Raw genomic sequence first — 25,486 nt, 5'->3', positions numbered from 1 at the left:
AGTTTAGGCTTTGAGCGGATCGAAGCTGTTACAGTTGATGGATAAATACGAAAAACGCCCGGTGCTTGCGCCGGGCGTTTTTCGTTTCCGCTGCATATGTCAGGCCGATCTGAAGCCGACGCAAAAAGAAGCCGGGCTTGCGCCCGGCTTCGGTTGTTGCAGACCGTAGTGTCTTACTTCTGCCAGCTCTTGACCAGTTCGTCGTAGTTGACGGTAACCGGCTTTTCCTTTTCGTTGGCAAGCTTGGGCTGCGGCGCCAGAGAGCCATGCTCCTTGGCGTATTTCTCCCAATAGGCGGCATCCTTCGGCTCGTTGAGCTTGGGGCCGAACTCGCCCTGCACCTTGGCGCGTTCCAGACGCTGCAGAATGCCTTCCTGAGCCTTGCAGAGCGCGTCCATGGCTTCCTGCGGGGTCTTGGCGCCTGAGGCCGCGTCACCGATATTCTGCCACCACAGCTGTGCCAGCTTCGGATAGTCGGGCACGTTGGTACCGGTCGGTGTCCACTGCACGCGGGCTGGCGAGCGGTAGAATTCCACGAGACCACCGAGTTTCGGGGCGCGGTCGGTGAAGGTCTTATCCATTATCGAGGACTGGCGGATGAAGGTGAGGCCGGTCTGGCTCTTCTTCACGTCGACGGTCTTAGACGTCACGAACTGCGCATAGAGCCAGGCGGCCTTAGCGCGATCGGTGGGAGTGGACTTCATCAGCGTCCAGGAACCGACGTCCTGATAGCCGAGCTTCTGGCCTTCGTGCCAGTAGGAGCCGTGCGGAGACGGCGCCACGCGCCATTTCGGCGAGCCATCGTCGTTGACGACCGGCAGGCCGGGCTTGGCCATATCGGCGGTAAACGCCGTGTACCAGAAGATCTGCTGGGCGATGTTGCCTTGAGCTGGCACCGGACCCGATTCGGAGAAGGTCATGCCCTGCGCTTCCGGCGGCGCATATTTCTTCAGCCATTCCAGATACTTGGTAACGGCATAGACCGAAGCCGCGCCGTTGGTGTCGCCGCCGCGATCGACGCAGGAGCCGGTCGGCTGATCCTTTTCGTTGACGCGAATGCCCCATTCGTCGACCGGCTTGCCGTTAGGCAGGCCCTTGTCGCCGTTGCCGGCCATGGACAGCCAAGCATCGGTGAAGCGCCAGCCCAGCGACGGGTCCTTCTTGCCGTAGTCCATGCTGCCGTAGATCTTCTTGCCGCCGATCTCGCGACCGGTGAAGAACTTGGCGATGTCTTCATAAGCAGACCAGTTGACGGGAACGCCGAGGTCGTAGCCGTATTCTTTCTTGAACTCTTCCTTGATCTTCGGATCGTTGAACCAGTCGTAGCGGAACCAATAGAGGTTTGCGAACTGCTGGTCGGGCAGCTGATAAAGCTTGCCATCCGGCGCAGTCGTGAAGGAAAGGCCGATGAAGTCCTTCAAATCAAGCATCGGGTCGGTGACGTCCTTGCCCTCGCCGGCCATCCAGTCGGTGAGGTTGCGGACTTGGCCATAGCGCCAATGGGTACCGATGAAGTCGGAATCGTTGACCCAGCCGTCATAAAGGTTCTGGCCGGTCTGCATCTGGGTCTGGATCTTTTCGACGACATCGCCTTCCTGGATGACGTCGTGGATGACCTTGATGCCTGTTATCTTGCTGAACCAGGGGGCGAGAACCTTGGATTCATAGGCGTGGGTCGTCAGCGATTCGGAAACGACATGGATTTCCATCCCGGCAAAGGGCTTGGCCGCATCCATGAACCATTGCATCTGCTTTTCCTGATCAGCCCGCGAGAGCGAAGATTCGCCCTTGATCTCCTGATCGAGAAACTGCTTGGCGTCATCCATCCCCGCATAGGCTGCGCCGGTCATAGCCAGCAGCATGGCTGCTGTTGTCGTCATTAAGTGCTTTCGCATCTTGTCCTCCCAGAGTTTGCGATTGCAGGCGTATTCTCAAAGTATGTCAGCGTTTCCCGGAAACCCTGACATGCTCTAACTCTTTGTTTTCATGCATTTCCGGACGGAAATTGCTTCCCATTCTTCCTGGAAACGCTTTGACGCTTCACACCGTCCGGAAAACGCCTATGGCGTAGATCACCGAAAGGCCGAGAGCCCACCACAGGCTGGCGCTTGCAAGCCCCAGCCATGCGAGATGAATAAAGGCGGCGCCGAGCAGCGAGATGAACAGCCGGTCCCCACGCGTGGTCTCGAAGCGCAGGATACCGACGCGCGGGTTGCCGCCGGGCGAGACATATTCCCAGACAGACATCGCAATCAGCAGCGCCAGAATGGCGATGAAGAACAGGGCGGTCGGCATCGTCCAGGCCATCCATGACAGGGTCATTCGCTCTCCTCCTCAGACGCGGCCCAGGGCAAAGCCCTTGGCGATGTAGTTGCGCACGAAATAGATCACCACGGCACCGGGGATCAGCGTCAGCACGCCTGCCGCAGCAAGCAGACCCCAGTCGACCCCCGAGGCCGAAACGGTGCGGGTCATGACGGCAGCGATCGGCTTGGCATCGACCGTGGTCAGCGTGCGGGCAATCAGCAGCTCCACCCATGAGAACATGAAGCAGAAGAAGGCGGCCACACCGATGCCCGAGGCGATCAGCGGAATGAAGATCTTCACGAAGAAATGCGGGAATGAATAGCCGTCGATATAAGCCGTTTCATCGATTTCCTTCGGCACGCCGGACATGAAGCCTTCGAGAATCCAGACCGCCAACGGCACGTTGAACAGGCAGTGCGCAAGTGCGACGGCGATATGGGTGTCGATCATGCCGAACGCAGAATAGAGCTGGAAGAAGGGCAATGCAAAGACCGCCGGCGGCGCCATGCGATTGGTCAGCAACCAGAAGAACAGATGCTTGTCGCCCAAAAAGCGATAGCGCGAGAATGCATAAGCGGCCGGTAGCGCGCAGGCGACAGAGATCACCATGTTCTGTACGACATAGATGATCGAGTTGATATAGCCCGAATACCAGGACGGGTCGGTGAAGATGGTAATGTAGTTCTTCAGCGTCGGCTCGTGCGGATAAAGGGTCAGCGAGCTCAGAATCTCCTGGTTGCTCTTGAAGCTCATGTTGACGAGCCAATAGATCGGCAGCAGCAGGAACAGGATATAGAGGCTGACGACCAGCACGGGGCGGAGGGAAGAGCGGTTCTGCATGATCATTCTCCCTTCGGTGCGGTTGCGCTCTGTGCGTCGCCGCTGGTCATGACCGTGTAGAAGATCCAGGACAGCAGCAGGACGATCAGGAAATAGATGATGGACATGGCCGCAGCCGGACCGAGGTCGAACTGGCCGAGCGCCATTTTGACGAGGTCGATCGACAGGAAGGTGGTTGAATTGCCTGGCCCACCGCCGGTGACGACAAAAGGCTCGGTATAGATCATGAAACTGTCCATGAACCGCAGCAGCACGGCAATCAGCAGCACCTGCTTCATCTTCGGCAGCTGAATGTAGCGGAACACCGACCAGCGTGAGGCTCCGTCAATGCGGGCCGCCTGATAATAGGCGTCGGGAATGGAGACCAGGCCAGCATAGCAAAGCAGCACCACGAGGCTCGTCCAGTGCCAGACATCCATGACGATGATGGTCGCCCAGGCGTCGAATGTATTGGCCACGTAATTATAGTCGATGCCAATGGCGTTGAGCGTGTAGCCGAGCAGGCCGATATCGCTGCGGCCGAACACCTGCCAGATGGTGCCGACCACGTTCCACGGGATCAGCAATGGCAAGGCCATCAGCACCAGGCAAACCGGCACACCAAGCCCGGTTTTCGGCATGTTGAGCGCGATCAGAATGCCCAGTGGCACTTCGATGGCGAGAATGATCATCGAGAAGATCAGGTTGCGCCAGAGGGCGTCCCAAAATCGCTGTGACTGCAGCGTCTGGGTGAACCAGTCCGAGCCTGCCCAGAAGAAATCATTGTTGCCGAACGTGTCCTGCACTGAATAATTGACGACCGTCATCAGTGGAATGACGGCGGAAAAGGCGACCAGCAGCAGCACCGGCAGCACCAGAAACCAAGCCTTGTTGTTCCAGGTCTTGTTCATCGCCTCAGCCTCCCAATCCAGCGCCGGCATAATCGGCACGCCAGGAATTTGCGTAGATATTGATGGCGGCAGTATCGAAGCTCAGCTTCGGCTCGGCGGGCACGTCCGCATCCTCGCGCAGCACGACGGCAATCGGCTGCCCGGCAAAGCGGGCGCGCACGATCTTCTGGCGGCCGATATCCTCGATCTTCAGGATCTCTACCGGCAAGCCATCGCGGGTGAGACGGATGAATTCCGGGCGAATGCCAAGCTCGGTCAATGCCTCGCCGGGGATTACCGGCCGGCCTGGAAGGGCAATCCGCTCGCCACCGACAATGGCCGTATCGCCATCGATGCCGGCCTGCAGGACATTCATGCCGGGCGAACCGATGAAATAGCCGACGAACGTATGTTTTGGCCGGTCGAAGAGTTCGGCAGGCGTGCCGATCTGCACGATCTGGCCGTCATACATCACCACGACCTTATCGGCGAAGGTCAGGGCCTCCGTCTGGTCATGGGTGACATAGACCATGGTAAAGCCGAACTGCCGGTGCAACTGCTTCAGCTGGGCGCGCAATATCCATTTCATATGCGGATCGATGACAGTCAGCGGCTCATCGAACAGGATGGCATTGACGTCTGATCGTACCAGACCACGGCCAAGCGAAATCTTCTGCTTCTGGTCGGCCGTCAGCCCCTGTGCCTTGCGCTTTGCCCAGCTTTCGAGGTCGATCATCTTAAGGATGGTACGCACCCGCGCATCGACCTCCGCCTCCGGCACGCGCCGATTGCGCAGCGGAAAAGCGAGATTGTCGTAGACGGTCATGGTGTCGTAGACGACCGGGAACTGGAAGACCTGGGCGATGTTGCGCGCTTCGGTAGACAGTTCAGTCACGTCCTTGCCGCCAAACAGGATGCGGCCATGCGACGGCTGCAGCAGGCCGGACATGATATTGAGCAACGTGGTCTTGCCGCAGCCGGAGGGGCCAAGCAGAGCATAGGCGCCGCCATCGTCGAAATCGTGATGCACTTCCTTTAGCGCATAGAGCGGATTGGCGAGCCCTTTCGGGCCATAGGCGTGACGGATGTGATCAAGGGAAATGCGGGCCATGGGCTTACTCTCCCCCCAGATCTTTGTGTTTAAGCATTTCCGGACGAGAAACCGGTGTCCACTTTTCCTGGACATGCTCTGAGCCAAGGGCACGGCCCTCGGTATCGAAAGCCATCAGATGGCGGGTGTCGAGCTGAACCTGAAGATCGCGACCAGGCTCGATATCGTGGATGCCATGTTCCAGCATGACCCAGCGCTCGCCTGCATACTCAAGATGGATGAAGCTCTCGGAGCCTGAAATTTCCGAAATCATCGTGCGAGCCGTCAGCACGCCGTCAGAAGATGTCGAATCCGCAGACAACGACAGATGATGCGGCTGGAAGGCAAGCGTCAGAGGTCCCTCCGGTACATGCATCAAGTGCGGGGGAACGGTGAGAACCGGGATACCGCCGATCATGAAATGCATGTCCCGCCGCACGGCCTGAACGGTGTTCAGTGGCGGATCGGCAAAGGTCTTGGCGGAGACGAGATCGGCCGGACGACGATAAACTTCGATAGTCGGGCCATATTGGGTGATGCGGCCCTCGCAGAGCGTCGCGGTATTACCGCCGAGCAACAGGGCTTCCGATGGCTCGGTGGTCGCATAGACGAAAATAGCCCCGAATTCGGCAAAGATCTTCGGCAGCTCCTCGCGTAACTCCTCACGCAGCTTGTAATCCAGATTGGCCAGCGGCTCATCGAGAAGGACCAGGCTCGCCTGCTTGACGATGGCGCGAGCCAGTGCGGTACGTTGCTGCTGGCCGCCGGACAGGTTAAGCGGCGTGCGCTCCAGATACGGGGTGAGCTTCAGGAGATCGGCGGCCTTCTTGACCTCGCGGTCGATGGTCGCCTTGTCGGCCTTGCGCAGTCTGAGCGGCGAGGCAATGTTTTCGTAGACGCTGAGCGCGGGATAATTGATGAACTGCTGGTAGACCATGGCAACCGAGCGATCCTGCACCCGCACGCCGGTTACATCCTTGCCGTCGAACACGATGGAGCCAGATGTGGGCTTATCCAGCCCCGCCATCAGGCGCATCAGAGATGTCTTGCCCGACAGGGTCGGGCCGAGCAGGACGTTGAGCGACCCGCGCTGCAGGGTCAGGTCGACGGGATGGATATGAACATCCCCCGCTACCACCTTCGACAGGTTTCGCAATTCCAGCATTGTTTGTCAGGCCTCCTCCGCCCGCCGACGACAGTAACAGATGCGCCGCATGGCCCATCGCACTCCCTCATCGGTACCGATACGAATCTTCAACTCCTCAGGTCGAAGCCCCGAACCGGCATTTCCTCCATCGCTTTTGGCCGATCAGGCCGCCCGCGCTTCCTCGATATAATCTTCCAGTGCCCTCGCCTGCTCCGCACTCAAATACAGGCCCTGCTTGGTGCGGCGCCAGAGAATGTCCTCGGCGCTTCTCGCCCATTCACGGGCAATCAGCCAATCGACTTCCGCCTGATACAGCGTTCCGCCGAAATGACGCCCGAGCCCATCAGGCCCCTTGGCGCCACCCAGCATGGCATGGGCAAGCGAGCCATAGCAGCGAACCAGACGGCGGGCGCACCGCTCCTCCAGAAACGGGAAAGCCCTTTTCAGCCGGCCGACTTCGGCATCGTAACCCGTAGGCGGAAAATCGCCGCCCGGCAGATGGCTCTGCGCGGTCCAAGGCTTGCCTTTGACGCCGATCGCTTCGCCGATCTTTTCCAGCGCATGTTCGCCAAGCCGGCGGTAGGTGGTCAGCTTGCCGCCGAACACGTTCAACAACGGCGCCTGACCTTCGGGCACCTCGAGCTTCAGCACGTAATCGCGGGTCGCTTCCTGCGCCTTGGAGGCACCATCGTCGTAGAGCGGGCGCACGGCGGAATAGGACCAGACGATGTCTTCCGGGCGAACCGGCTCGGCGAAATATTCGCTAGCGGCGCTGCAGAGATAGTCGATCTCGCCCTGCGTGATCTTCACATCCTTCGGATCGCCCTGATAATCCTGATCAGTCGTGCCGATCAGGGTGAAATCCGTCTCATAGGGAATGGCAAAGATGATGCGATTATCGGGATTCTGGAAGAAATAGGCCCTGGGGTCGTCAAACTTCTTTTTCACGATGATATGGCTGCCCTGCACGAGGCGGACATTGTGAACATTATTGCGGCCGACGGCGTTGGATAGCACGCTATCCACCCACGGGCCACCAGCATTGACCAACATACGGGCGCGAACGGTGCTGCGGCTACGGCTAGCGCGGTCCTCGACGTCGATCTCCCAGATGCCTTTATCGCGGCGCGCCGAAAGTACCCGGCTCCGGCTGAGGATCAGGGCACCGCGATCGGCTGCATCCCGCGCGTTCAACACGACGAAACGGGCATCATCCACCCAGCCGTCAGAATATTCAAAGGCGCGCGTGAACAGCGGCTTCAATGGCTTTCCGGCGGGGTCCTTGCGCATATCGAGCGTTTTGGTGGCGGGAAGAAGCTTGCGACCGCCAAGGTGGTCATAAAGGAAAAGCCCGAGCCGGATCAGCCAGGCCGGCCGGATGCCACCCTTGTGGAACGGAAGAACGAAGCGCATCGGCCAGATGATATGCGGTGCCATGGCCCAGAGCACTTCCCGTTCCATCAGCGCTTCGCGCACCAGCCGGAATTCGTAATGCTCGAGATATCGCAAACCGCCATGGATCAGCTTGGTGGCACCAGATGATGTGCCTGAAGCAAAATCATTCATTTCCGCCAAAGCGACCGAATATCCGCGACCCACGGCGTCGCGTGCAATACCGCAGCCGTTGATGCCACCACCGATGACAAAGAGGTCGAAGACTTGATCGCCGGACACGGTTGTTTCCTTTTAGTCGTCCCTTTCGCAATGCAGCATTTCATTGCTCATGCGAAACTTTCAGCAGCTAAAGCGAACTCAAAACGAATGTCAAATGAAAATTTAGCGGTAACTGTTAACCATCCTGCCGTGCGACCCTGAAGGCCTCGATCAAACGCACATCGTGATCGCGGCAAATGCTTGCCAGTTCTGTGATATCGCAGACATCGGTGATGAAGGTGTGAACCTGACTGAGATGGCCAATGCGCACGGGGGCAGCGCGCTCGAACTTCGAGGAATCGGCAACGAGAATCACGTGGCGGGCATTGGCGATGATTGCCTGTGCCACTTTCACTTCGCGGTAGTCGTAGTCGAGCAACGCCCCATCTGGGTCGATAGCCGACGTGCCAATGACAGCATAATCGACCTTGAACTGGCGAATGAAATCGACCGCCGCCTCGCCGACGATCCCGCCGTCTGAGCCACGCACCACGCCGCCGGCAATCACCACCTCAATGGCGGGAAAAACCCTTAGTCGGTTGGCAACGTTGATGTTGTTGGTGATGACCATCAAGTCCTTGTGGTCCAGCAAAGCTTCACCGACGGCTTCCGTCGTGGTGCCGATATTGATAAACAGAGAAGCATTGTTGGGGATCAGATCGGCCGCCGCCCGTCCGATCGCCTGTTTTTCGGGAGCCGCCATTGAGCGGCGTGCCTCATAGCGAACGTTTTCGGCGCCGCTTGGAAAAATCGCTCCGCCATGCACCCGCGTCAGCCGCCGGGTTTCGCACAAGTCATTGAGATCCTTGCGAATGGTCTGTGGCGTTACGGAAAATCGCGATGCAAGATCGTCTACCTGCACCCGGCCTTCGGACTTGGCGATATCGAGGATTTCAGATTGCCGGGCCGACAGAAACATCTGCGCCTCCCCCCTTTTTCGTTTTTTCTTTCATCATAGTGAAAAACGAAAATGGCGCAACGCAGACTTCAGCTTTGTCTCACGTGAAACCAATCAGAGCAGCCGGCTGGTAACGAAATATCCCGCACCGGCTGCAACAGACGTCAACACCATGCCCCAGGCCATATCGACGAGGCTGAGCGATAGCGACCAAGCCTTCAAGGTTGCAAGATTGGTCATATCATAAGTGCCGTAGGCAATCAGTCCCAGGATGGCCCCGCTCACCAATGCGGTCACCAGGCTCCCGCTCTGTAGAGCCGGAGCCACGGCGAAATAAACGATGCCGCCGATGTAAACCAAGTAGAACAGACCGGCGGCAGTGAAATTCGGCTGATCCCGCATCAATTCGCCGATCCGCGATTTGTAGAAACCGAGCGCGACCTTGCTCAACCAGACAAAATCCAGGCCGAAAAACACCGCAGCCGTAGCACAATAGGCGATTACATAGCTGCGCATGTAATTCTCAATCCTTGTATTCGGCTGCGCCCGCGACGCAAAAAACCGGTAAACACTTTTTCAGAAACGTACCTGCGTGACCGCATAACCGAACGGGAAACTGATCAGCAGCTTTCCTGAAATTCTGTTTCAAATCCCCAAAATCGGCTGCACCAACCGCACAAGGCGGCTCTTGAAACGCAAAGGAGCATCCGTCACGGCAAGGCAGATACAGTCTTCACCCTCATCAGCGATCGGCTGATGCTCTACATCTTGGTCGGCCTCTTCCAGATCGCCACGGGCAAACCGACCCTGGCCATCGTAGAAGCTACCTTTGAGCACCAGCGTCAGCTCTCGGCCGCCGTGGCTATGTTCCGGCACCGGCTTTCCAGCCGGTATCCGCAACAGACGCACGCTCGTATCCGCATCGCCAGTCTTGATCTTGATGTGATAGGCGCCACGTCCAAGCGGCTTCCATTTCAAACCATCGATGTCCTTACCAAGATAGGAGCGCAATGGTTCCGGCAGAACCGGAACTTCAGCAAAATTGGGGGCCGCCGAAGCTGGTTTGTCAGCAACACTCTGGCCTTTGTTGCCGACTTTATCCGCCTCAAGCCGGGCCCGCATCGCCTGCCAAGATGTATCGGCATTCGAGGCTTGCGCCGGTTCCAGCTCGAGCGACTCGATCATCGCGCCAGCAGTTGCTTCCATAGCGGACAGGCGTTTACGGCAGTGGGGACACAGCGCGAGATGCGTGGCAACGGCAATGCTCCAGCCTTCGGACAGGCTGCCATTAGCATAGTCGAGCAATAATTCATCGCTGACATGATGGTGCACGGACATCAACGGTCCCCTCCTTGGCTATCGTCCAAAGCGGCACGGAGTTTTGCGAAAGCCATCCTGATCCTTGATTTCACGGTTCCGAGCGGCAGGTCGAATTCCTTGGCAAGCGCGCTGTGAGGGATCTCGTGAAAAAACGAACGCTGTAACAAATCGAGTTGTTCCTTGGGCAATTGCCGCATGGCCTTGTGCAACCGGTCTGCCTCTTGCCGGCTTTCCAGTTCCTGGTCGGCTGGCATTACGTCTTCGGGCACGAAAGCAGGGTCGTTCGGGTCGAATTCCGGACGGTTCTGCTTGCGATAGGCGGAAACGCGAAGGTTTCTCGCTATCGTGAAAATCCAGGCGGAGACATTGCCTCTGCTCGGATCGAAAAGTGCGGCCTTGTTCCAGACCACCATCATGGTTTCCTGCATCAATTCCTCTGCCGCCTGCTGGTCTCGCGTCTGGCGAGCCATGTAGGCTTTCACGCGCGGACCATAGTGACGGAACAATGTTTCGAATGCCTCCACATCACGCTCACGGGCCACCGCAGCGAGAAAGCAGGACATATCTTCCGTTTCAGACTTCATAATCATCCCGTTCGCGCCCCCAGGAGGCACGGATTTCCCACGTGGCCGGTTACGCCTGAAGGGGCGTGGGGCCGTCATTCTACCATTGTGGCATTCCAGAGCCGCTTGGGAAATGATTATTGTCATGGCAGTCTTTACGCCCGCCCTGCTACGGTGGATCACCGACCCAAAAAAAATCCGACGTTGGCAATCCAGCCCATAGTGCCGGTCGTAGTCCTTGTAAAACATGGTGAAAAGGCGATTGCGATCATGAATATCGGATTGGACAAGGGATTCGCTGCCGGCACACGTCGGATTGCGGTAGTGGGATCCGGCATTTCCGGCTTGTCTTGTGCCTGGCTGCTGGCCAAGCGATTCGATGTCACGGTGTTTGAGGCCGCAGATCGACTTGGCGGTCATGCCAATACAGTCGACGTGGATGGCCCGAAAGGCAAGGTTGCGGTCGATACCGGCTTCATCGTCTACAACGACCGCAACTATCTCAATCTGGTCGCTTTATTCGAGCATTTGGGCGTGCCCACGCAGGCGTCTGACATGTCGTTTGCCGCCTCCTTGGACCAGGGTCGTTTCGAGTATTCCGGTTCCGGGCTGTCTGGCTTGTTAGGTCAGCGCCGGAACGCACTTCGTCCGCGATTCTGGCGGATGGTCGCCGACATCATGCGGTTCTATCGCGCGGCCCCTCACCTGCTGGAGCGTTCAGATCTTGCTGCCGCAACGCTCGGCGATTATCTCGATCTCGAAGCCTATAGTGCGGCATTCATAGAAGATCATCTTCTGCCGATGGGGGCTGCGATCTGGTCGACAACAGTTGCCGACATGCGGGCCTACCCGCTCACTGCATTTATCAGGTTCTTCATCAATCACGGCCTCGTCACCATCAACGATCGTCCTCAATGGCGCACTGTCATCGGCGGTAGCCGTGAATATGTCAGCAGGCTTAAGGCGGCAACGCCAGCGCAGTTTCGCAGCGGCGATCCTGTCAAAAGTATTATCCGCAGCACGCTCGGCGTAAAAATCGTGACCGAAAGCGGCCATCAGGACCGTTTCGACCAGGTCGTTGTCGCCACCCATGCGAATGAAGCGCTGGCGCTTCTGGATGAGGCTCAGGGGCTGGAACGGGCGCTGCTCAGCTGTTTTGATTACACGAGCAATGTCGCCGTTCTGCATTCAGATCCAAGCGTCATGCCGAAGCGCCAGCGGGTCTGGGCAAGCTGGAACTATATCGGGGAGCAGCGCAAGGCTGGCGAAGGCGCACTTTGCGTAACCTATTGGATGAACAAGTTGCAGAACCTCGATTCGTCCCTGCCGCTGTTCGTGACGCTCAATCCGTCGCGAGAGATCGATAGGTCCAAGGTGCACCAGGTATTCGACTATGCCCATCCGCTGTTCGACAGCAAGGCGATCGCCGCGCAGCGACAGCTCTGGCAATTGCAGGGCCGTAACCGCACCTGGTTCTGCGGCGCCCATTTCGGCAGCGGCTTCCATGAAGACGGTATTCAGTCCGGTCTCGCGGTGGCCGAACAATTGGGAGGCCTGTCGCGCCCGTGGACGGTGGACAATCCTTCCGGGCGGATTTTCGCTGAACAGGTGCTGGCGGCCGCGCAATGAACTGGACGTCGGCAATCTTCACCGGTGATGTTGTTCACGAAAGGCATAGGCCGAAGAAACATCGGTTGCGATATAGCGTGTTTTGCCTGCTGGTTGACCTTGATGAATTGCCGGCTATCGATGCGACATTCAAGCTTCTCGGCTACAACAGGCGAGCGGTACTGCGGATCGACGATCGAGACCATGGTCTGGGTGTATCTGGCGGGCTGAAAGCGTGGGTGGCGCAGCATCTTCAGCAGGCGGGACTTGGCACTGCGGACCTCAAAGTATCCATGCTCTGCTATCCCCGTATGTTCGGTTATGTCTTTAATCCGCTGACCGTCTACTATTGCTATGACGGCGCAGGCGGGTTGATCGCCATCCTCTACGAAGTGGAAAATACCTTCCACGAACGGCATACCTATGTGATTCCGGTGGGCAATCAGGAAGATGGTAGCATTCGACACGCCTGCGCCAAGCAGATGTATGTCTCTCCTTTCATGCCGATGGAATGCCAGTACCGGTTCAAGATCACGACGCCAGACGAGCGGGTTTTGATCGCTATTAATGAAGCAGATGCCGAAGGGCCTTTGCTTTACGCTGCGTTCGAGGGCAAGCGCCAAGCCCTGACAGACGGCGCGCTTCTTTCCGCCCTGCTCCGCTATCCGCTGATGACCTTCAAAGTCATGGGCGCGATTCATTGGGAAGCGCTGAAGCTGTGGCTGAAGGGCGTGCCGATCCATCGGCACCGCAAGGCCACTGAGCCGATCGCCAGTTCCATCATTTTACCTGAAGCTGCAAACGCAAGGAGCCCGTCATGACCCATGCCGACCAGCAAACCGCAGCAATGACCTCGTTTTCCAAACAGAAGAGTGTAGGCCTGAATACGGAACAGGACGCCTGCCAATGGTCGCTTCATGGCGCGCCGATCTGGCAGCGGATGATTTGTAACTGGGCAAGTCGGTTGACTCATGGTCACCTCACCCTGCTGTTTCCCGGCGGTGAGGAGCATCACGTGGTCGGGCCCGAGCTCGGACCATCCGCAGTGCTGAAGTTCAACAATGCCCGCCCGGTCTGGAGGCTGCTGTCTTCGGGTACGCTCGGCTTTTCCCGGTCCTATATGGACGGCGATTGGGACAGCCCCGATATCGCCGGCTTTCTGGAACTAGCCATCGCCAACGAAGGCAACTGGGAAGGGTTGATGTCGCCCTCCGCCCTGCTTGGCAAACTGGCCCTGCTGCGCCACAAGCTGCGGCGCAATTCCAAGGCCGGCAGCCGCCGTAACATCGCCTTCCATTACGATCTCGGCAACGATTTCTATCGTCAATGGCTGGATACGACGATGACTTATTCGTCGGCGCTCTACGCGCATCCGAGCCAGCCACTGGCCGAGGCGCAGGCCGCCAAATATCAGCGGATTGTCGAGCAATTGGCGCTTGGGCCTGGCGATCATGTTCTGGAGATCGGTTGCGGCTGGGGCGGCTTTGCCGAGCACGCGATCCGCGCCAGCGGCTGCCGGGTGACCGGCCTGACGCTGTCGAAGGAACAAGCCGCTTACGCGCGCGCACGGCTGGAGGCAGCTGATCTAAGCGAGCGCTGCGACATCCGGCTGGAAGATTACCGCGACGTGAAGGGGCACTTCACCAAGATCGTGTCGATCGAGATGTTCGAAGCGGTCGGTGAAGAGAATTGGCCGGTTTACTTCAACCGCGTGCGCGACCTGCTGGTGGAGGGTGGTCGGGCAATTGTCCAGGTCATCACCATCGATGAGAACCGGTTTGAGCAATATCAGCGTGAAGCCGATTTCATTCAGACCTATATTTTTCCGGGAGGCATGCTGCCATCGGTCGAGCGGTTCGAGGAATCGGCACAGAAAGCTGGCCTGCAGACACGCGACGCGTTTCGCTTCGGCCTCGATTATGAGCGGACCCTGCTGACCTGGGACCGCAGCTTCATCGCCCATTGGTCGACCATCGCGCCGCTCGGATTTGATGAGCGTTTCTTCCGGATGTGGCGCTACTACCTGCATTATTGCGCTGCCGGCTTCCGGACAGGCCGGTTGGATGTCGTGCAATTCGAACTGGCAAAATGAAAATGGGGGCGAAAGCCCCCATTTTCATGTCTGGCTCTCTGTAAGAGCTCAGGATTTGCGCAGCATCCTGCGGGTCAGCGCAAAATAGAGGGGATAGGGCAACAGTCGCAGCGCCTTCAGCAGCAAGACCATCTGCCAAGGAAAAGCGATCTCAAATTTTCCGATCTTCATGCCGTTGAATATTTTGTCGGCCGCATCTTCTGCGGTGACAATGAACGGCATCGGGAAATCGTTCTTGTCAGTCAGCGGTGTTTTGACAAAGCCAGGATTGATAATGCTAATAGACACACCCTTGCTCTGAAGACCGGGGCGCATCGCCTCCGCCAGCGTAATCAGCGCCGATTTGGTGGCGCCGTATATGCCACCGCCAGGCAGGCCTGTATAGCCGGAGACAGAAGCGACGAGGCCGATTCCGCCTCGGCCGCGTGCCACCATGGGCGCAATCACAGCCTCCAGGCAATGGCCGGTTCCAACGAGGTTGAGATCGACCATCTGGCGGAACTGCTCTGCCTGGAACCGATGCGGCGTTTCGCGGATGTAGGAGCCGGCGGAAAAAACCGCCATGTCGATCGGGCCGAGCTTATCTTCGATCTCGGCCACGACACGCCCAACGGCGGCACCATCGGTAATATCAAGCGGGAAGGCATGGATACTGCCCATGCTTTCCTTGGCCAATACGTCCAGATCCTCGGCCCGCCTGGCGCTGACACCGACCTGATACCCTTCGCGCGCAAACTTTAGCGCCAGCGCACGGCCGATACCGGAGCTGGCGCCTGTAATCCAGGCCACCCGGCCGCGGCTCGTGGCGGACATAACCATCACCGATTTACCCTTTCGTGCCGTTTGGCCTTGTGCCTGATTTCATGATCGACTTTGCGAAAGTTCACCGTGGTCTTGGCCACAGGGAAACCAAACTTCGTGACCCAGGCGGTGTTGAGAACTGTTCCGTCCGGCTTCAACACCATCTTGTCATAGAAGCGCACCTTGTTGCCCTTTGTTTCGGGCGAGAGATAAACGAGGTAATTGAAGCGTGCGGTATCACCGGACATGTGCACCATCGCATTACCGATGACATCCTCGCGCGTGCCGGTATAGGTGGTCGGCCCGGTCTTGACGAAACGCCAGGTCTTGGTGTCTCGAGTGCCATCCTCGAAGCGGAAGTCTTCGCGCAGGGTCAGGACATGGCCGTCCCATTTGCCCGTCAAATCGACGGTAAACTTGCGGTTTACACCATTTATTGCTGCGAAATGGCCGTCAGCAACAGTCTTGCCGACGAAATAGTCTTCAAACGCGAAATTGGCGGCATGGGCATAGCCTGTAGAGGCGACAAGGCCAAGGCCGAGGCCCGCAAGCGCAGATTTCAGTCCCGACATGTTCAGATCTCCGTTCGTCGCGATTTCTATAGTTGATACGCGCTGCGGAGGCGGGTGGATTTGCCGCTACCACTCGATCACGGAACCGTCATAGGCAAAAAAGCCGCCATTGCTTTCAGGTGAGAGACGATCGAGCGTGGAAAGCAACAGCCCGGCGCTTTCTTCAGGTGCGAACCGTTCGTGAGCAGCGGCAAAATTGGCCGACAGCGACGTGGCGACGCTACCCGGATGCAGACTTACAACGACCGACTGCGGACGCGTCCGGGCGATCTCGATCGCGCCGGTGCGGATGATCTGGTTCAGTGCCGCCTTCGAGGCGCGGTAGGAGATCCAGCCGCCCAGCCGGTTATCACCGATCGAGCCCACGCGTGCAGACAGGAAGCCCATCAGCGACCGGCGGTTTTTGACGAGAAGCGGCGAAAAATACTTCATTACCAGGGCCGGGCCGATGGCGTTCAGAGCGAATTGTGCGGCCATTGCCTCGCTGGTTACGGCTCTCATGGCCTTTTCCGGTCCAATGCCGTTAATCGTCAGCGCTCCCGTGGCGCAGATAACAAGATCGAAGAACTGGCCTTCGGCGGAAAGTCGCTCGGCGGCAGCAGCGATCATCTTCTCCTCGGTCACGTCCAGGCCATCAGTGCTGCGTGACAGGGCGACGACCTCAAGGCATACCGGGTCATTGCGCAGCAGATCACAAAAGGCCGAGCCGATACCACCGGAAGCGCCAACGACAAGCGCACGATAACCCTGATCGAGGGAGGTCATTGATGTAAAGCGACTCATTTCTCACCTCTTTGCGACATTTTTTACGGCTGCGATCATCCATTTCGCAACCGCTTGCGTAAGCAGTTACGACTGAACCAAGCAATATGGATCACAGGAGGATTGGCAGAATGCTGTTTCGACGCTCGTTACTTTGCATCGCCGTCATGGCCACAACGACAGCCAGCCTGCAGGCCGCAGAAGAAAGCCGCTATACGTCAAGCGATATCAAATCCGAGATCATCGGCAAACGGATCTATCTCGCGACCCCGATGGGCGGCGAGTTTCCACTGAACTATCGCAGGAGCGGCGTCGTTGACGGTTCGGGAGAGGCGCTCGGCCTTGGCCGCTTCGTCAAGCCGAACGATACGGGCAAGTGGTGGATCGACGGTGACCGGCTCTGTCAGCGCTTCACTACCTGGTACAAAGGCACGCCGATGTGTTTCGAGCTTTACAAGACCGGTGCGACCAATCTGAAATGGATTCGCAACAACGGTCAGGTCGGGACGGCGCGTATCGGGCGGTCTTTGTGACTGCCCGATACGATTATACAGTTATGGGTTATCTCGTTTGAAAATCCAGTCATGGTCGGGATGGTTCTGGAAGCGCCATTTGCGCATCGGGCCAGCCATGACATTGAGATAATACATCTCATAGCCATAGGGCGCGCCACAGGGGTGGTGGCCCTTCGGCACCAGCACCACATCACCGTCAGAGACCGCCATCGTCTCATCCAGCGATCCGTCTTCGGTAAAGACACGCTGGAAGCCAAAACCCGTCGCCGGATTGAGCCGATGATAATAGGTCTCTTCCAGATAGGTCATATTAGGGAAGTTGTCCTCGTCATGACGGTGCGGCGGATAGGACGACCAATTGCCCTGGGGCGTGAAGACTTCCGTCACCAACAGACTGTCAGCGACATCCCGGTCTTCCATCGCGATCGGGAAAATATAGCGTGTGTTGGCGCCCTTGCCGCGTTCGGTCAGCGCGATTCCGGCCGGCCCGATGATCTGCGCCTCGCGGCTGGGTTTGGCCGGCGCCGTGCAGATGGCGAGCGTCAACTCGGTGGTGGCGGTGGCCGACCACTCCGATCCAGCAGGAACGTAGAGGCAATGGGGCGGCTTCTTTTCGAAGACATTCATCCGATCGCCAAGTTCGCCAAAGTTTTTGCCCGCAGCCGAAATCTCCGCCTTGCCCTCAACCAGAACAAGGATAACCTCTGTGTCGCCGGTCTTTTCCGCCGCCTGCTCTCCCGGCTTCAGCTTGTAAAGGCCAAAGCCGACATAACCCCAATGGGCCGTTTGCGGGGTGATGTCATGCACTTTGCCGCTCTCGGCAACGGGCTTGCGCAACAGATCGCTCATTTCTCGTCATCCTTTTTGGCAGGCGGCTTTTCAGTCTTGTTAAAGGTCCAGAACAGCTGCAACCCGGCATAGACCCCGAGCGCCAGCGAGATCATCGCCCAGGTCGGGCTCCCCCCATATAATTCGACCCCCGCCCATGCCAGCGGCACTAAGGTAACGAGAATTCGTACCCAGAGCGGCTTGAAAAAAGGATGGTGGGGATCGAGAAAATTCATCGGCCTGCTTTCAATTTCATGACAGGCCGAAGCCTCGCTTAGAGCATCGCGACGAAAATCGTAATCGGCACGATGCTCTAACCTTTTTGTATGACCATCGGATTTTTCCGAAAACCGGTTCCCACTTTTCGGTCCGATGCTCAGTCCTTCTTATCCAATCCTGCGGCCTTGGCCATGGCTTTTAGGGAGGCAAGGCCGAGGCTCTGGTAATCGTAGGGATTGCGGACATCCGGATCCTGTTCGGCCTCGATCACCAGCCAACCTTGATAACCGTGTTCGGCGGCGATTTTAAGCACCGGCGGGAAATTGACGCCCCCTTCGCTATCGCCGGGCACCGTGAACACGCCACGTCGCACACCTTCAAGGAAGGACAGCTTTTCGTCGCGCACCTGTTTGGCAATGATCGGGCGAATATTCTTCGCGTGGATATGGCCGACGCGGCTCATGTATTTCGTGGCCACCCGCTCCGGATCGCCGCCGCCGAACAGGCAATGGCCGGTATCGAGCAGCAGTTTCGCATGCGGACCGGTATTGGCCATCAACGCATCGATTTCTTCTTCGCTTTCGACGATCGTGCCCATGTGGTGATGGTAGGCCAGAGCGATGCCCTGCGCCGCGGCAAACTCACCGAGCGCTTCGACGCCAGCGCCAAAGCTCTTCCACTCTGCGTCGGCAAGCTTCGGGCGATCGTTGACAGGCGTGCCGTCATCGCCATGGATCGCGTTCGATGTTTCGCAAACGATGATTACCTTGCTACCCATGGCCTTCAGCAGGTCGAGCGCCGGCTGCATCGCCGCCTTCTCTTCCTCGATCGTGTTGGTCAGCAGGTTCAGCGAATGCCAACCGGAAACATAGCGCAAACCGCGCGGCTCCAGCACGGCTTTGAGGGCTGCCGGCTCCTGCGGGAATTTGTGGCCCTTCTCAATGCCGTCAAAACCGATCTTAGAGGTTTCGTCCAAGCACTGGTCGAGGCTGATATGGGCGCCGAGCGTGCGGTCATCGTCATTGGACCAGGCAATCGGGTTGGTTCCGTAGAGGATCATGTTAGTTTCTTTCCTTGAGCGCTGCCTCGTAGCGGGCGCGAGCCTGTTTTACTTCCGAGCGGTCCGAAACTTCGGGAACCGCAACATCCCACCAATAACCACCGGCGTCTGGCGTCGGATATGGATCGGTATCGATGACGACGACGGTTGGCCTGGTGGCACTTCTTGCCTGCTCCAAGGCCTTTTCCAGCTCGGCAATGCTTGTGACCTTGCTGGCGTCGGCGCCCATGGCCGCGGCATGGGCGGCAAAATCGATCTGCGGCGCATGCACATGGGAGGTATGGGCGTAGAGATTGTTGAACTCGGCGCCGCCGGTGCCCATCTGCAGCCGGTTGATGCAGCCATAGCCCCTGTTATCCGTGATAACGACAGTGATTTTGACGCCAAGCGCGCAGGCCGTCACCAGTTCGGAATTCATCATCATGTAGGAGCCGTCACCAACCATGACGATGACGTCACGCTCCGGCTCGGCCATCTTGATCCCGAGACCGCCGGCGATCTCATAACCCATGCAGGAAAAGCCGTATTCCATGTGATAGGACAGCGGCAGTTCCGACTTCCACAGCTGGTGCAACTCGCCCGGCATGGTGCCCGCCGCGCACATGACCACGGTATTGTCGCGCGCAGTGCGCTGGACGGCGCCAATCACCTGCATATCGGTCGGCAGGCTATTGCCATCCTTCGGCGCGGCGGTCACCGCATCGGCCTTGGCGAACCAATCAGCCTTGAGGCCTGCATCCGGCGCAGCAAAGCGGTGATCGCCAAGTGCCTTGGAGATCAGTTCGAGGCCGATCTTTGCGTCAGCAACCAGCGGCAGCGCATCATGCTTGGCGCTGTCGTAAGGCTGGACATTAAGGGCAAGGATCTTGCGGCCAGGGTTCTTGAACAGCGCCCAGGACCCGGTGGTGAAATCCTGGAAACGCGTGCCGACCCCAATGACCAGATCGGCTGTCTCGCAGACCGCATTGGCGCTTGATGCGCCGGTAACGCCGACGGGGCCAAAATTCAGAGCGTCATCCCAAGGCAGCGCCGATTTGCCGGCCTGGGTTTCGACAACAGCGATCTGATGCCTGGCTGCAAAATCGGCGAGAGTCTTGGTCGCGCCAGAGAAATGGACACCACCGCCCGCAACGATGACAGGATTTTTGGCAGATTTGATCGCAGCAATGGCGCGATCAAGCTCATCGGCGTCGGGCTGAGGACGCCTGATGTTCCAGACCTTCGGTGCAAAGAAGCTCTCGGGATAATCATAGGCCTCCGCCTGGGTATCCTGACAAAATGCCAAAGTCACCGGACCGCAATCGGCCGGATCTGTCATGGTGCGAAAAGCACGCGGCAGCGCTGTCAGCAGATGTTCCGGCCGGGAAATTCGGTCGAAATAGCGGCTGACCGGGCGGAAACAATCGTTGGCCGACATGATCCCGTCGTTAAAGTCCTCGATCTGCTGCAGCACCGGATCGGGACCACGATTGGCGAACACATCGCCCGGCAGAAGCAGGACCGGCAAGCGATTGACATGCGCCAGCGCCGCCGCCGTCACCATATTCAGCGCGCCCGGACCGATAGACGAGGTTACCGCCATCGCGCGGCGGCGGCCGAGTTGCTTGGCATAGGCAATCGCCGCATGGGCCATCGACTGTTCATTCTGACCGCGCCAGGTGGTGACGCTATCCTTCGCTCCCTGCAGGGCCTCGCCAAGACCCGCGACATTGCCATGGCCGAAGATTGCCCAGACGCCCGAAATGAACGGTACGCCCTCCGGGGTCATCTGATTGGCAAGGTAGCGCACCAAGGCTTGTGCAGCCGTCAAACGCACCGTTTTCATCGTCTCTCTCCCTTCAGCAGCGCTCCCATGGTGCCGCTGGCATATTTTTCGTTATGTTCAGCGCCGCCTCAGGCCGGCACAGCCACAGCCTGGCGCGACCGATCCCAGACCTGACAAAGGCCTTGATACCGTGAAACCATATCGGCAATCGCCTCTTCGTCGGAACTATGGCCAGCCAGCCACTTGCGCGCTGCATCGCCAAAAATCGTGCGACCGACGGCAAAGCCTTTGACCAAATCAAAGCTTGCCGCCGTCTTGAAGCTTTCCTCCAGTTCGGCCGCGGGCGCATCCAGGCCGAGTACGACAATACCGCGCGTATAGGGATCGTTGCGCGAAATGGCATCGCAGGCCTTGGCCCAGGCACCCGCCGTTTTCATTGGCTCCAACTTCCACCAGTCGGGATAGACGCCGATATCGTAGAAGCGCTGAATGATCGTCGCGGCCGTCTCGTCGTTGGTAGGGCCGACTTTCGAGGGAATGATTTCCAGCAGGAATTCAAGCCGGTTACGCCGAGAAGCCGTAAAGAGGCGTTTTACCGTAGCTTCCTGCTCCTGCTTCAGGGCCGCATCGTCACCAGGATGATAGAAGCAGAGAACCTTGACCGTGTTTTCGACAGGCCATTCGCTCAAGCCGCCGAAATCCTCGCCCAGTTCAGGCTCCAGCACCAGCGGCCGTGACCCCGGCCATTCCACTGGCCGTCCGATCCAGAGCCCGGTGCCCGCAGCGCGGTAGAGCGCTTCACGCCCCAGGCGGCTGTCACAAAGGATGCCGTAGCCGGCCTGCCCATTGCTGACCTGCAAAGCGGCTTTCAGGCAGAGCTGTTTGAAAACACCGATCCGCTCGTGCGGCACGCCAGCCTCGTCGCACATCGCCTCCAACTGCATGCGGTGGTCGAAGGCAAAGACACGCATTTGCGGCCACTCGCCATCGCGATTGGTGGACCAATGCACCTGTTCCAGCGCCGCATCCTTGCGCAGCGCCTTGTTGCGAATGCCGGTCTTGAAGAAATAGTCCAGCTCTTCCAGGCTCGGATAGGCGGGCGTGCAGCCGTGTCGCGACACCGCAAAGGCACCGCAAGCATTGGCAAATTTCAGCGCCGTCGGCCAATCCTCGCCGGTCAGCCAGCCCTTCAGCAGGCCGGACATGAAGCCGTCGCCGGCCCCCAGCACGTTGAAGACTTCGATCGGGAAGCCCTGGCCGGTCTGACCCTCGTCAAGGCTGGACGGGATCTCTCCATCAAAGACAACGGCCCCAAGGGCACCGCGCTTGCACACCAGCACGGCCTTCGACACGCCGTGCACCGCCTTTAGTGCCGCGACCGTGTCAGTCGTGCCGCCAGCAATGTGGAACTCCTCTTCCGTGCCGACGATCAGGTCGAACCAATGCAGGGTCGATTGCAGCTTGGCCGTCACCGCCTGCGATTCGATGAACCGGCTTTCGCCGTCGCCATGGCCTGCAAGACCCCAGAGGTTTGGGCGATAATCAATATCGAGCGCAGTGCGCCCGCCATGTTCACGCGCCAGCCGCAAGGCCTTCAACACAGCCGCTTCGGTATTGGGGTGGGACAAATGCGTGCCAGTCACGCAAACGCAGGCCGACTCAGCGATAAAGTCTGGATCGATGTCATCTTCGCACAGCGCCATGTCGGCGCAGTTTTCCCGATAGAAGATCAGAGGAAACTGCTCCTCATCCCGGATGCCGAGCAAAACCAGAGCCGTCAGCCGCTTCAGGTCAGTTTTTACACCGCGCACATCGACGCCTTCGCGGACCAGTTGTTCGCGGATGAATCGACCCATATGCTCATCGCCAACCCTGGTGATCAGTGCCGACTTCAGGCCGAGCCGTGCGGTTCCGGCGGCGATATTGGTGGGCGAGCCGCCAATATATTTATTGAATGAGGCCATGTCTTCCAATCGGCCGCCAATTTGGGCGCCGTATAGGTCCACAGAAGACCGGCCAATGGTGATCAGGTCAAGTTTTGCCACATCGTCCTCCCGATCCGTCGCCATACTCCTCGATGCCGCCGGAGGATACGGCAGCTAAAGCTACCGTTCCATTTTTTGATTTATTTGGACTATATATTCTATTTTTTCTTCCAGCAATATAAATATTCAATTCCGTTGCCGAGCGGTGCCAACGGCAACCGAAAGAGCGATCGCCAAGCAAAGGGTCGCGGACAAGGAACGGAAAGCGCCGAAATCCACCTCCGCAACGGGCAGCGTCAACACGTCGAGTTTGCGCAAGGGATTAACGACCGCATCGGTGATGGCAACCACTGGAATTCCACGCCGCGATACCTGCTCGACGAGATCGAGGGTTTCAGTTGAATAGGGTGAGAAGGTAATAGCGAGAAGCACATCGCCTTCGCGGATCGCGTGGTGGTTGTCGAGCTTGCCGACGCCGCTGTGCAGCATGGCCGCAACGCCCATTTTCTCAAAGGCATAGACCATATAACTGGCGACAGGAAACGACCGGCGCAGACCGACGATATGGATGACGCCAGCGCCAGCAAGCGCTTCGACCGCCAGTTCCAACGCCTGCGAATCCACAGATTGCACTAGTCCTTCCAGCGAAATCCGCCCGGCCTCGGCAAATTCCGCCAGCAGGGCAGATGGACTACCCGAGGCAGTCTCGCGCAAATGATGCAGGCGGGTGGAATAGTCGGGCCAGCCGCCAACATAGGATTCGCGAAACAGCCGCTGCATTTCAGAAAAGCCGGAAAAACCCAGTATCTGGCAAAATCGCATGAATGCGGAGGGTTGGACGCCGGCGCCATCAGCCATTTCGGCCACAGTCGATACTGCGATCCGATCTTTGTTGGCAGCCACGTAATCAGCACATTGCCGTAGACGCTTTGGTAGGCCCTCCGAGACATCCAGGAGACGTTCCTCAAACGACCTGATCGTATCAGGCGCCCGCGCCATTGCCTCCGGCATTTAGTACCCCTTCCTGAGCGTGACCGTATTCATATCGTCATCGGCTTCGCGTCCGACAGGACGGATGCGGCTCTTGACATGATTGCTAGCACGAACTAGCAAAATAGAACATATATTCCAAAACTGAGTGACTGCAAAGAGGTTGCGGTTCCTCTGCTTGGTACTGAACAAAAAGCGTTAGCAGGCCCGCTAAGCAAGCGGAGCCGGGAGGAGATGACGATGGTAAAGAAATTGGCGCTACTTGGCGCAGGTCGAATCGGCAAAGTGCATGCCAAGGCGATCGGTGAAGACAAACGGGCTCAACTGGTCGCCGTGGCCGATCCGTTTCCGCAGGCTGCCCAGGCCATCGCCGAGGCAACCGGCGCCGCAGTCAAGACAATTGAAGAAATTGAGGCTGACACATCAATTGATGCCGTGCTGATCTGCACGCCGACCAATACCCATTCCGACCTGATCGAGCGCTTCAGCCGGGCAGGCAAGGCCGTGTTCTGCGAAAAGCCGGTCGATCTCGATGTTGCCAGAGCGGAAGCCTGCGCCGAAGTCGTGCGCAGCGTCGGTGGCCGGGTCATGCTCGGCTTCAACCGTCGCTTCGATCCGCATTTCCAGGCGGTGCGCAAGGCAATCGACGACGGTCGTATTGGCAAGGTCGAAATGGTGACGATTACCAGCCGCGATCCGGGCGCACCTCCACCAGAATATATCAAAGTCTCCGGTGGCATTTTCCGCGATATGACCATCCATGACTTCGACATCGCCCGCTTTCTGCTCGGTGAGGAAATCACCTCAGTCATGGCCTCAGCTGCGGTTTTGGTCGATCCTGAAATCGGCAAACTCGGCGACTACGACAGCGCCAGCCTAATCCTGACAACGGCCTCCGGCCGCCAGGCGATCATCTCCAACTCACGCCGCGCAACGTACGGCTATGATCAGCGTATTGAGGTTCACGGTTCTGAAGGTTCTGTTGCTGCGGAAAACCAGCGCCCAGTCTCGATCGAAGTCGCAACCAAAGACGGCTACACCCGCCCACCGCTGCACGACTTCTTCATGACGCGCTATACGGCGGCCTATGCTGCTGAAATCTCTGCGTTTCTTGATTTCATTGAGACCGGCAAGGCACCATCGCCATCGATTGAAGACGGCCTGATTGCGCTGAAGCTGGCCGACGCTGCGGCGAGATCGGCACGGGACAAGGTTGTCGTCACTCTTTGATCGAGAGCGACTAACCACAGGATGCGGGGAGGGTCTAGCGGGCCCTCCTTTTTTTTATCCTGGCTACGCCATGAACGACCGACATGTTTACGTCAGACGTCGACCCATTTTGTAAATCATGACGCGCAGCGGTGCGGTGGAGGCCGCCCTTCGGGAAGGAGTAAGTGGGGGTATTGCCCAAAACGAACGGTCTTGGCTTATTTTTGAATCGATATCACGCCTGCAGCATCCAGTAGGGTGTCAGTCGTTTTTCACGGTTTTTGATCGCCAATTGGGTTCTATGTGTTTTTACGTTGATGTTTTTGGAACGCAAAGAACCCGCCAGACTGACTGACGGGGTGAGTTTGATTTGATTTTTTTGATTTGGTTGCG

Annotated in this window: 25 protein-coding genes; 5 read left to right on the top strand and 20 right to left on the bottom strand. The window is 58.1% G+C overall.

All coding sequences use genetic code 11. The features are described 5' to 3' along the window. Nucleotides 1-173: 173 nt before the first annotated feature. From BJF91_RS05275 to BJF91_RS05225, 11 genes are all read right to left on the bottom strand, one after another. Nucleotides 174-1,895 carry an ABC transporter substrate-binding protein gene (locus tag BJF91_RS05275; RefSeq protein WP_075613455.1) on the bottom strand — a complete coding sequence of 574 codons (1,722 nt, stop codon included), beginning with the start codon at nucleotides 1,893-1,895 and terminating at the stop codon, nucleotides 174-176. Nucleotides 1,896-2,040: 145 nt separating this feature from the next. Next, entirely contained in the window at nucleotides 2,041-2,322 is a 282-nt protein-coding gene (locus BJF91_RS05270; RefSeq protein ID WP_075613454.1) for a DUF2160 domain-containing protein, read from the bottom strand. Nucleotides 2,323-2,334: 12 nt separating this feature from the next. Continuing rightward, nucleotides 2,335-3,153 (bottom strand): carbohydrate ABC transporter permease, encoded by an 819-nt coding sequence (locus tag BJF91_RS05265; protein WP_208610935.1) that lies wholly within the window; start codon nucleotides 3,151-3,153, stop codon nucleotides 2,335-2,337. Then, a complete protein-coding gene (locus BJF91_RS05260) occupies nucleotides 3,150-4,037 on the bottom strand; it encodes a carbohydrate ABC transporter permease (protein WP_075613808.1) in 888 nt (295 codons plus the stop codon). The genes BJF91_RS05265 and BJF91_RS05260 overlap by 4 nt, the downstream gene beginning before the upstream one ends. A 4-nt stretch (nucleotides 4,038-4,041) precedes the next feature. Further along, entirely contained in the window at nucleotides 4,042-5,127 is a 1,086-nt protein-coding gene (locus BJF91_RS05255; RefSeq protein WP_075613453.1) for an ABC transporter ATP-binding protein, read from the bottom strand. 4 nt (nucleotides 5,128-5,131) lie between these two features. Beyond that, nucleotides 5,132-6,271 (bottom strand): ABC transporter ATP-binding protein, encoded by a 1,140-nt coding sequence (locus BJF91_RS05250; protein WP_083943164.1) that lies wholly within the window; start codon nucleotides 6,269-6,271, stop codon nucleotides 5,132-5,134. Nucleotides 6,272-6,415: 144 nt separating this feature from the next. Beyond that, entirely contained in the window at nucleotides 6,416-7,927 is a 1,512-nt protein-coding gene (locus tag BJF91_RS05245) for a glycerol-3-phosphate dehydrogenase (protein ID WP_075613452.1), read from the bottom strand. 115 nt (nucleotides 7,928-8,042) lie between these two features. Next, nucleotides 8,043-8,825 (bottom strand): DeoR/GlpR family DNA-binding transcription regulator, encoded by a 783-nt coding sequence (locus BJF91_RS05240; protein ID WP_075613451.1) that lies wholly within the window; start codon nucleotides 8,823-8,825, stop codon nucleotides 8,043-8,045. A gap of 93 nt (nucleotides 8,826-8,918) precedes the next feature. Then, a complete protein-coding gene (locus BJF91_RS05235; protein ID WP_075613450.1) occupies nucleotides 8,919-9,320 on the bottom strand; it encodes a DUF2177 family protein in 402 nt (133 codons plus the stop codon). Between the two features lie 129 nt (nucleotides 9,321-9,449). Continuing rightward, on the bottom strand, nucleotides 9,450-10,142 hold the full coding sequence (locus BJF91_RS05230) for a ChrR family anti-sigma-E factor (protein ID WP_075613449.1): 693 nt from the start codon (nucleotides 10,140-10,142) through the stop codon (nucleotides 9,450-9,452). Continuing rightward, complete coding sequence (locus BJF91_RS05225) at nucleotides 10,142-10,708, bottom strand: sigma-70 family RNA polymerase sigma factor (RefSeq protein ID WP_075613807.1); 567 nt, start codon at nucleotides 10,706-10,708, stop codon at nucleotides 10,142-10,144. Before BJF91_RS05225 ends, BJF91_RS05230 begins: the two co-directional genes overlap by 1 nt. 249 nt (nucleotides 10,709-10,957) lie before the next feature. On the opposite strand from BJF91_RS05225, the gene BJF91_RS05220 reads away from it, so the two are divergent. Genes BJF91_RS05220 through BJF91_RS05210 form a run of 3 tightly spaced genes read left to right on the top strand, consistent with a single transcriptional unit; the run spans nucleotide 10,958 to nucleotide 14,387 of the window. After that, nucleotides 10,958-12,316, top strand: a complete 1,359-nt coding sequence (locus tag BJF91_RS05220) for an NAD(P)/FAD-dependent oxidoreductase (protein ID WP_075613448.1) — start codon at nucleotides 10,958-10,960, stop codon at nucleotides 12,314-12,316. Further along, on the top strand, nucleotides 12,313-13,116 hold the full coding sequence (locus BJF91_RS05215) for a DUF1365 domain-containing protein (RefSeq protein WP_075613447.1): 804 nt from the start codon (nucleotides 12,313-12,315) through the stop codon (nucleotides 13,114-13,116). Before BJF91_RS05220 ends, BJF91_RS05215 begins: the two co-directional genes overlap by 4 nt. After that, on the top strand, nucleotides 13,113-14,387 hold the full coding sequence (locus BJF91_RS05210) for an SAM-dependent methyltransferase (protein WP_083943162.1): 1,275 nt from the start codon (nucleotides 13,113-13,115) through the stop codon (nucleotides 14,385-14,387). Before BJF91_RS05215 ends, BJF91_RS05210 begins: the two co-directional genes overlap by 4 nt. Nucleotides 14,388-14,435: 48 nt before the next feature. On the opposite strand, the gene BJF91_RS05205 is transcribed toward BJF91_RS05210, so the two are convergent. From BJF91_RS05205 to BJF91_RS05195, 3 genes are all read right to left on the bottom strand, one after another. Next, the gene (locus tag BJF91_RS05205) at nucleotides 14,436-15,200 is read right to left on the bottom strand and encodes an SDR family NAD(P)-dependent oxidoreductase (RefSeq protein WP_324615705.1); all 765 of its coding nucleotides are present in this window, start codon (nucleotides 15,198-15,200) and stop codon (nucleotides 14,436-14,438) included. 5 nt (nucleotides 15,201-15,205) lie between these two features. After that, on the bottom strand, nucleotides 15,206-15,760 hold the full coding sequence (locus tag BJF91_RS05200; RefSeq protein ID WP_075613445.1) for a DUF3833 family protein: 555 nt from the start codon (nucleotides 15,758-15,760) through the stop codon (nucleotides 15,206-15,208). Nucleotides 15,761-15,826: 66 nt separating this feature from the next. Further along, nucleotides 15,827-16,543: an SDR family oxidoreductase gene (locus BJF91_RS05195; RefSeq protein ID WP_234801550.1), complete on the bottom strand. Its 717-nt coding sequence runs from the start codon at nucleotides 16,541-16,543 to the stop codon at nucleotides 15,827-15,829. Nucleotides 16,544-16,689: 146 nt separating this feature from the next. Between BJF91_RS05195 and BJF91_RS05190 the strand changes: the two genes are divergently transcribed. Next, nucleotides 16,690-17,055 carry a hypothetical protein gene (locus BJF91_RS05190; RefSeq protein WP_234801566.1) on the top strand — a complete coding sequence of 122 codons (366 nt, stop codon included), beginning with the start codon at nucleotides 16,690-16,692 and terminating at the stop codon, nucleotides 17,053-17,055. A 21-nt stretch (nucleotides 17,056-17,076) separates the two neighbouring features. Here the strand turns inward: BJF91_RS05190 and iolB are convergent, their stop codons facing one another. From iolB to BJF91_RS05160, 6 genes are all read right to left on the bottom strand, one after another. Then, nucleotides 17,077-17,886, bottom strand: coding sequence for a 5-deoxy-glucuronate isomerase (gene iolB, locus BJF91_RS05185; RefSeq protein WP_075613442.1), 810 nt, complete (start codon nucleotides 17,884-17,886; stop codon nucleotides 17,077-17,079). Further along, complete coding sequence (locus BJF91_RS05180) at nucleotides 17,883-18,101, bottom strand: hypothetical protein (RefSeq protein ID WP_075613441.1); 219 nt, start codon at nucleotides 18,099-18,101, stop codon at nucleotides 17,883-17,885. The genes iolB and BJF91_RS05180 overlap by 4 nt, the downstream gene beginning before the upstream one ends. A gap of 140 nt (nucleotides 18,102-18,241) precedes the next feature. Further along, nucleotides 18,242-19,144 (bottom strand): myo-inosose-2 dehydratase, encoded by a 903-nt coding sequence (gene iolE / locus BJF91_RS05175; protein WP_075613440.1) that lies wholly within the window; start codon nucleotides 19,142-19,144, stop codon nucleotides 18,242-18,244. 1 nt (nucleotide 19,145) lies between these two features. Next, the gene (gene iolD, locus BJF91_RS05170; RefSeq protein WP_075613439.1) at nucleotides 19,146-20,969 is read right to left on the bottom strand and encodes a 3D-(3,5/4)-trihydroxycyclohexane-1,2-dione acylhydrolase (decyclizing); all 1,824 of its coding nucleotides are present in this window, start codon (nucleotides 20,967-20,969) and stop codon (nucleotides 19,146-19,148) included. A gap of 68 nt (nucleotides 20,970-21,037) precedes the next feature. Further along, complete coding sequence (locus tag BJF91_RS05165; protein ID WP_075613805.1) at nucleotides 21,038-22,954, bottom strand: bifunctional 5-dehydro-2-deoxygluconokinase/5-dehydro-2-deoxyphosphogluconate aldolase; 1,917 nt, start codon at nucleotides 22,952-22,954, stop codon at nucleotides 21,038-21,040. Nucleotides 22,955-23,080: 126 nt separating this feature from the next. Next, the gene (locus BJF91_RS05160; RefSeq protein WP_075613438.1) at nucleotides 23,081-23,905 is read right to left on the bottom strand and encodes a MurR/RpiR family transcriptional regulator; all 825 of its coding nucleotides are present in this window, start codon (nucleotides 23,903-23,905) and stop codon (nucleotides 23,081-23,083) included. Nucleotides 23,906-24,124: 219 nt separating this feature from the next. On the opposite strand from BJF91_RS05160, the gene iolG reads away from it, so the two are divergent. Next, on the top strand, nucleotides 24,125-25,114 hold the full coding sequence (gene iolG, locus BJF91_RS05155) for an inositol 2-dehydrogenase (RefSeq protein WP_075613437.1): 990 nt from the start codon (nucleotides 24,125-24,127) through the stop codon (nucleotides 25,112-25,114). The last annotated feature ends 372 nt before the right edge of the window (nucleotides 25,115-25,486 follow it).

Source organism: Gillisella taibaishanensis, assembly GCF_001938985.1.
GTDB lineage: Bacteria > Pseudomonadota > Alphaproteobacteria > Rhizobiales > Rhizobiaceae > Allorhizobium > Allorhizobium taibaishanense.
Note: the sequence above shows the minus strand (reverse complement) of the source record. Positions and strands in the feature narration are given on the sequence as shown.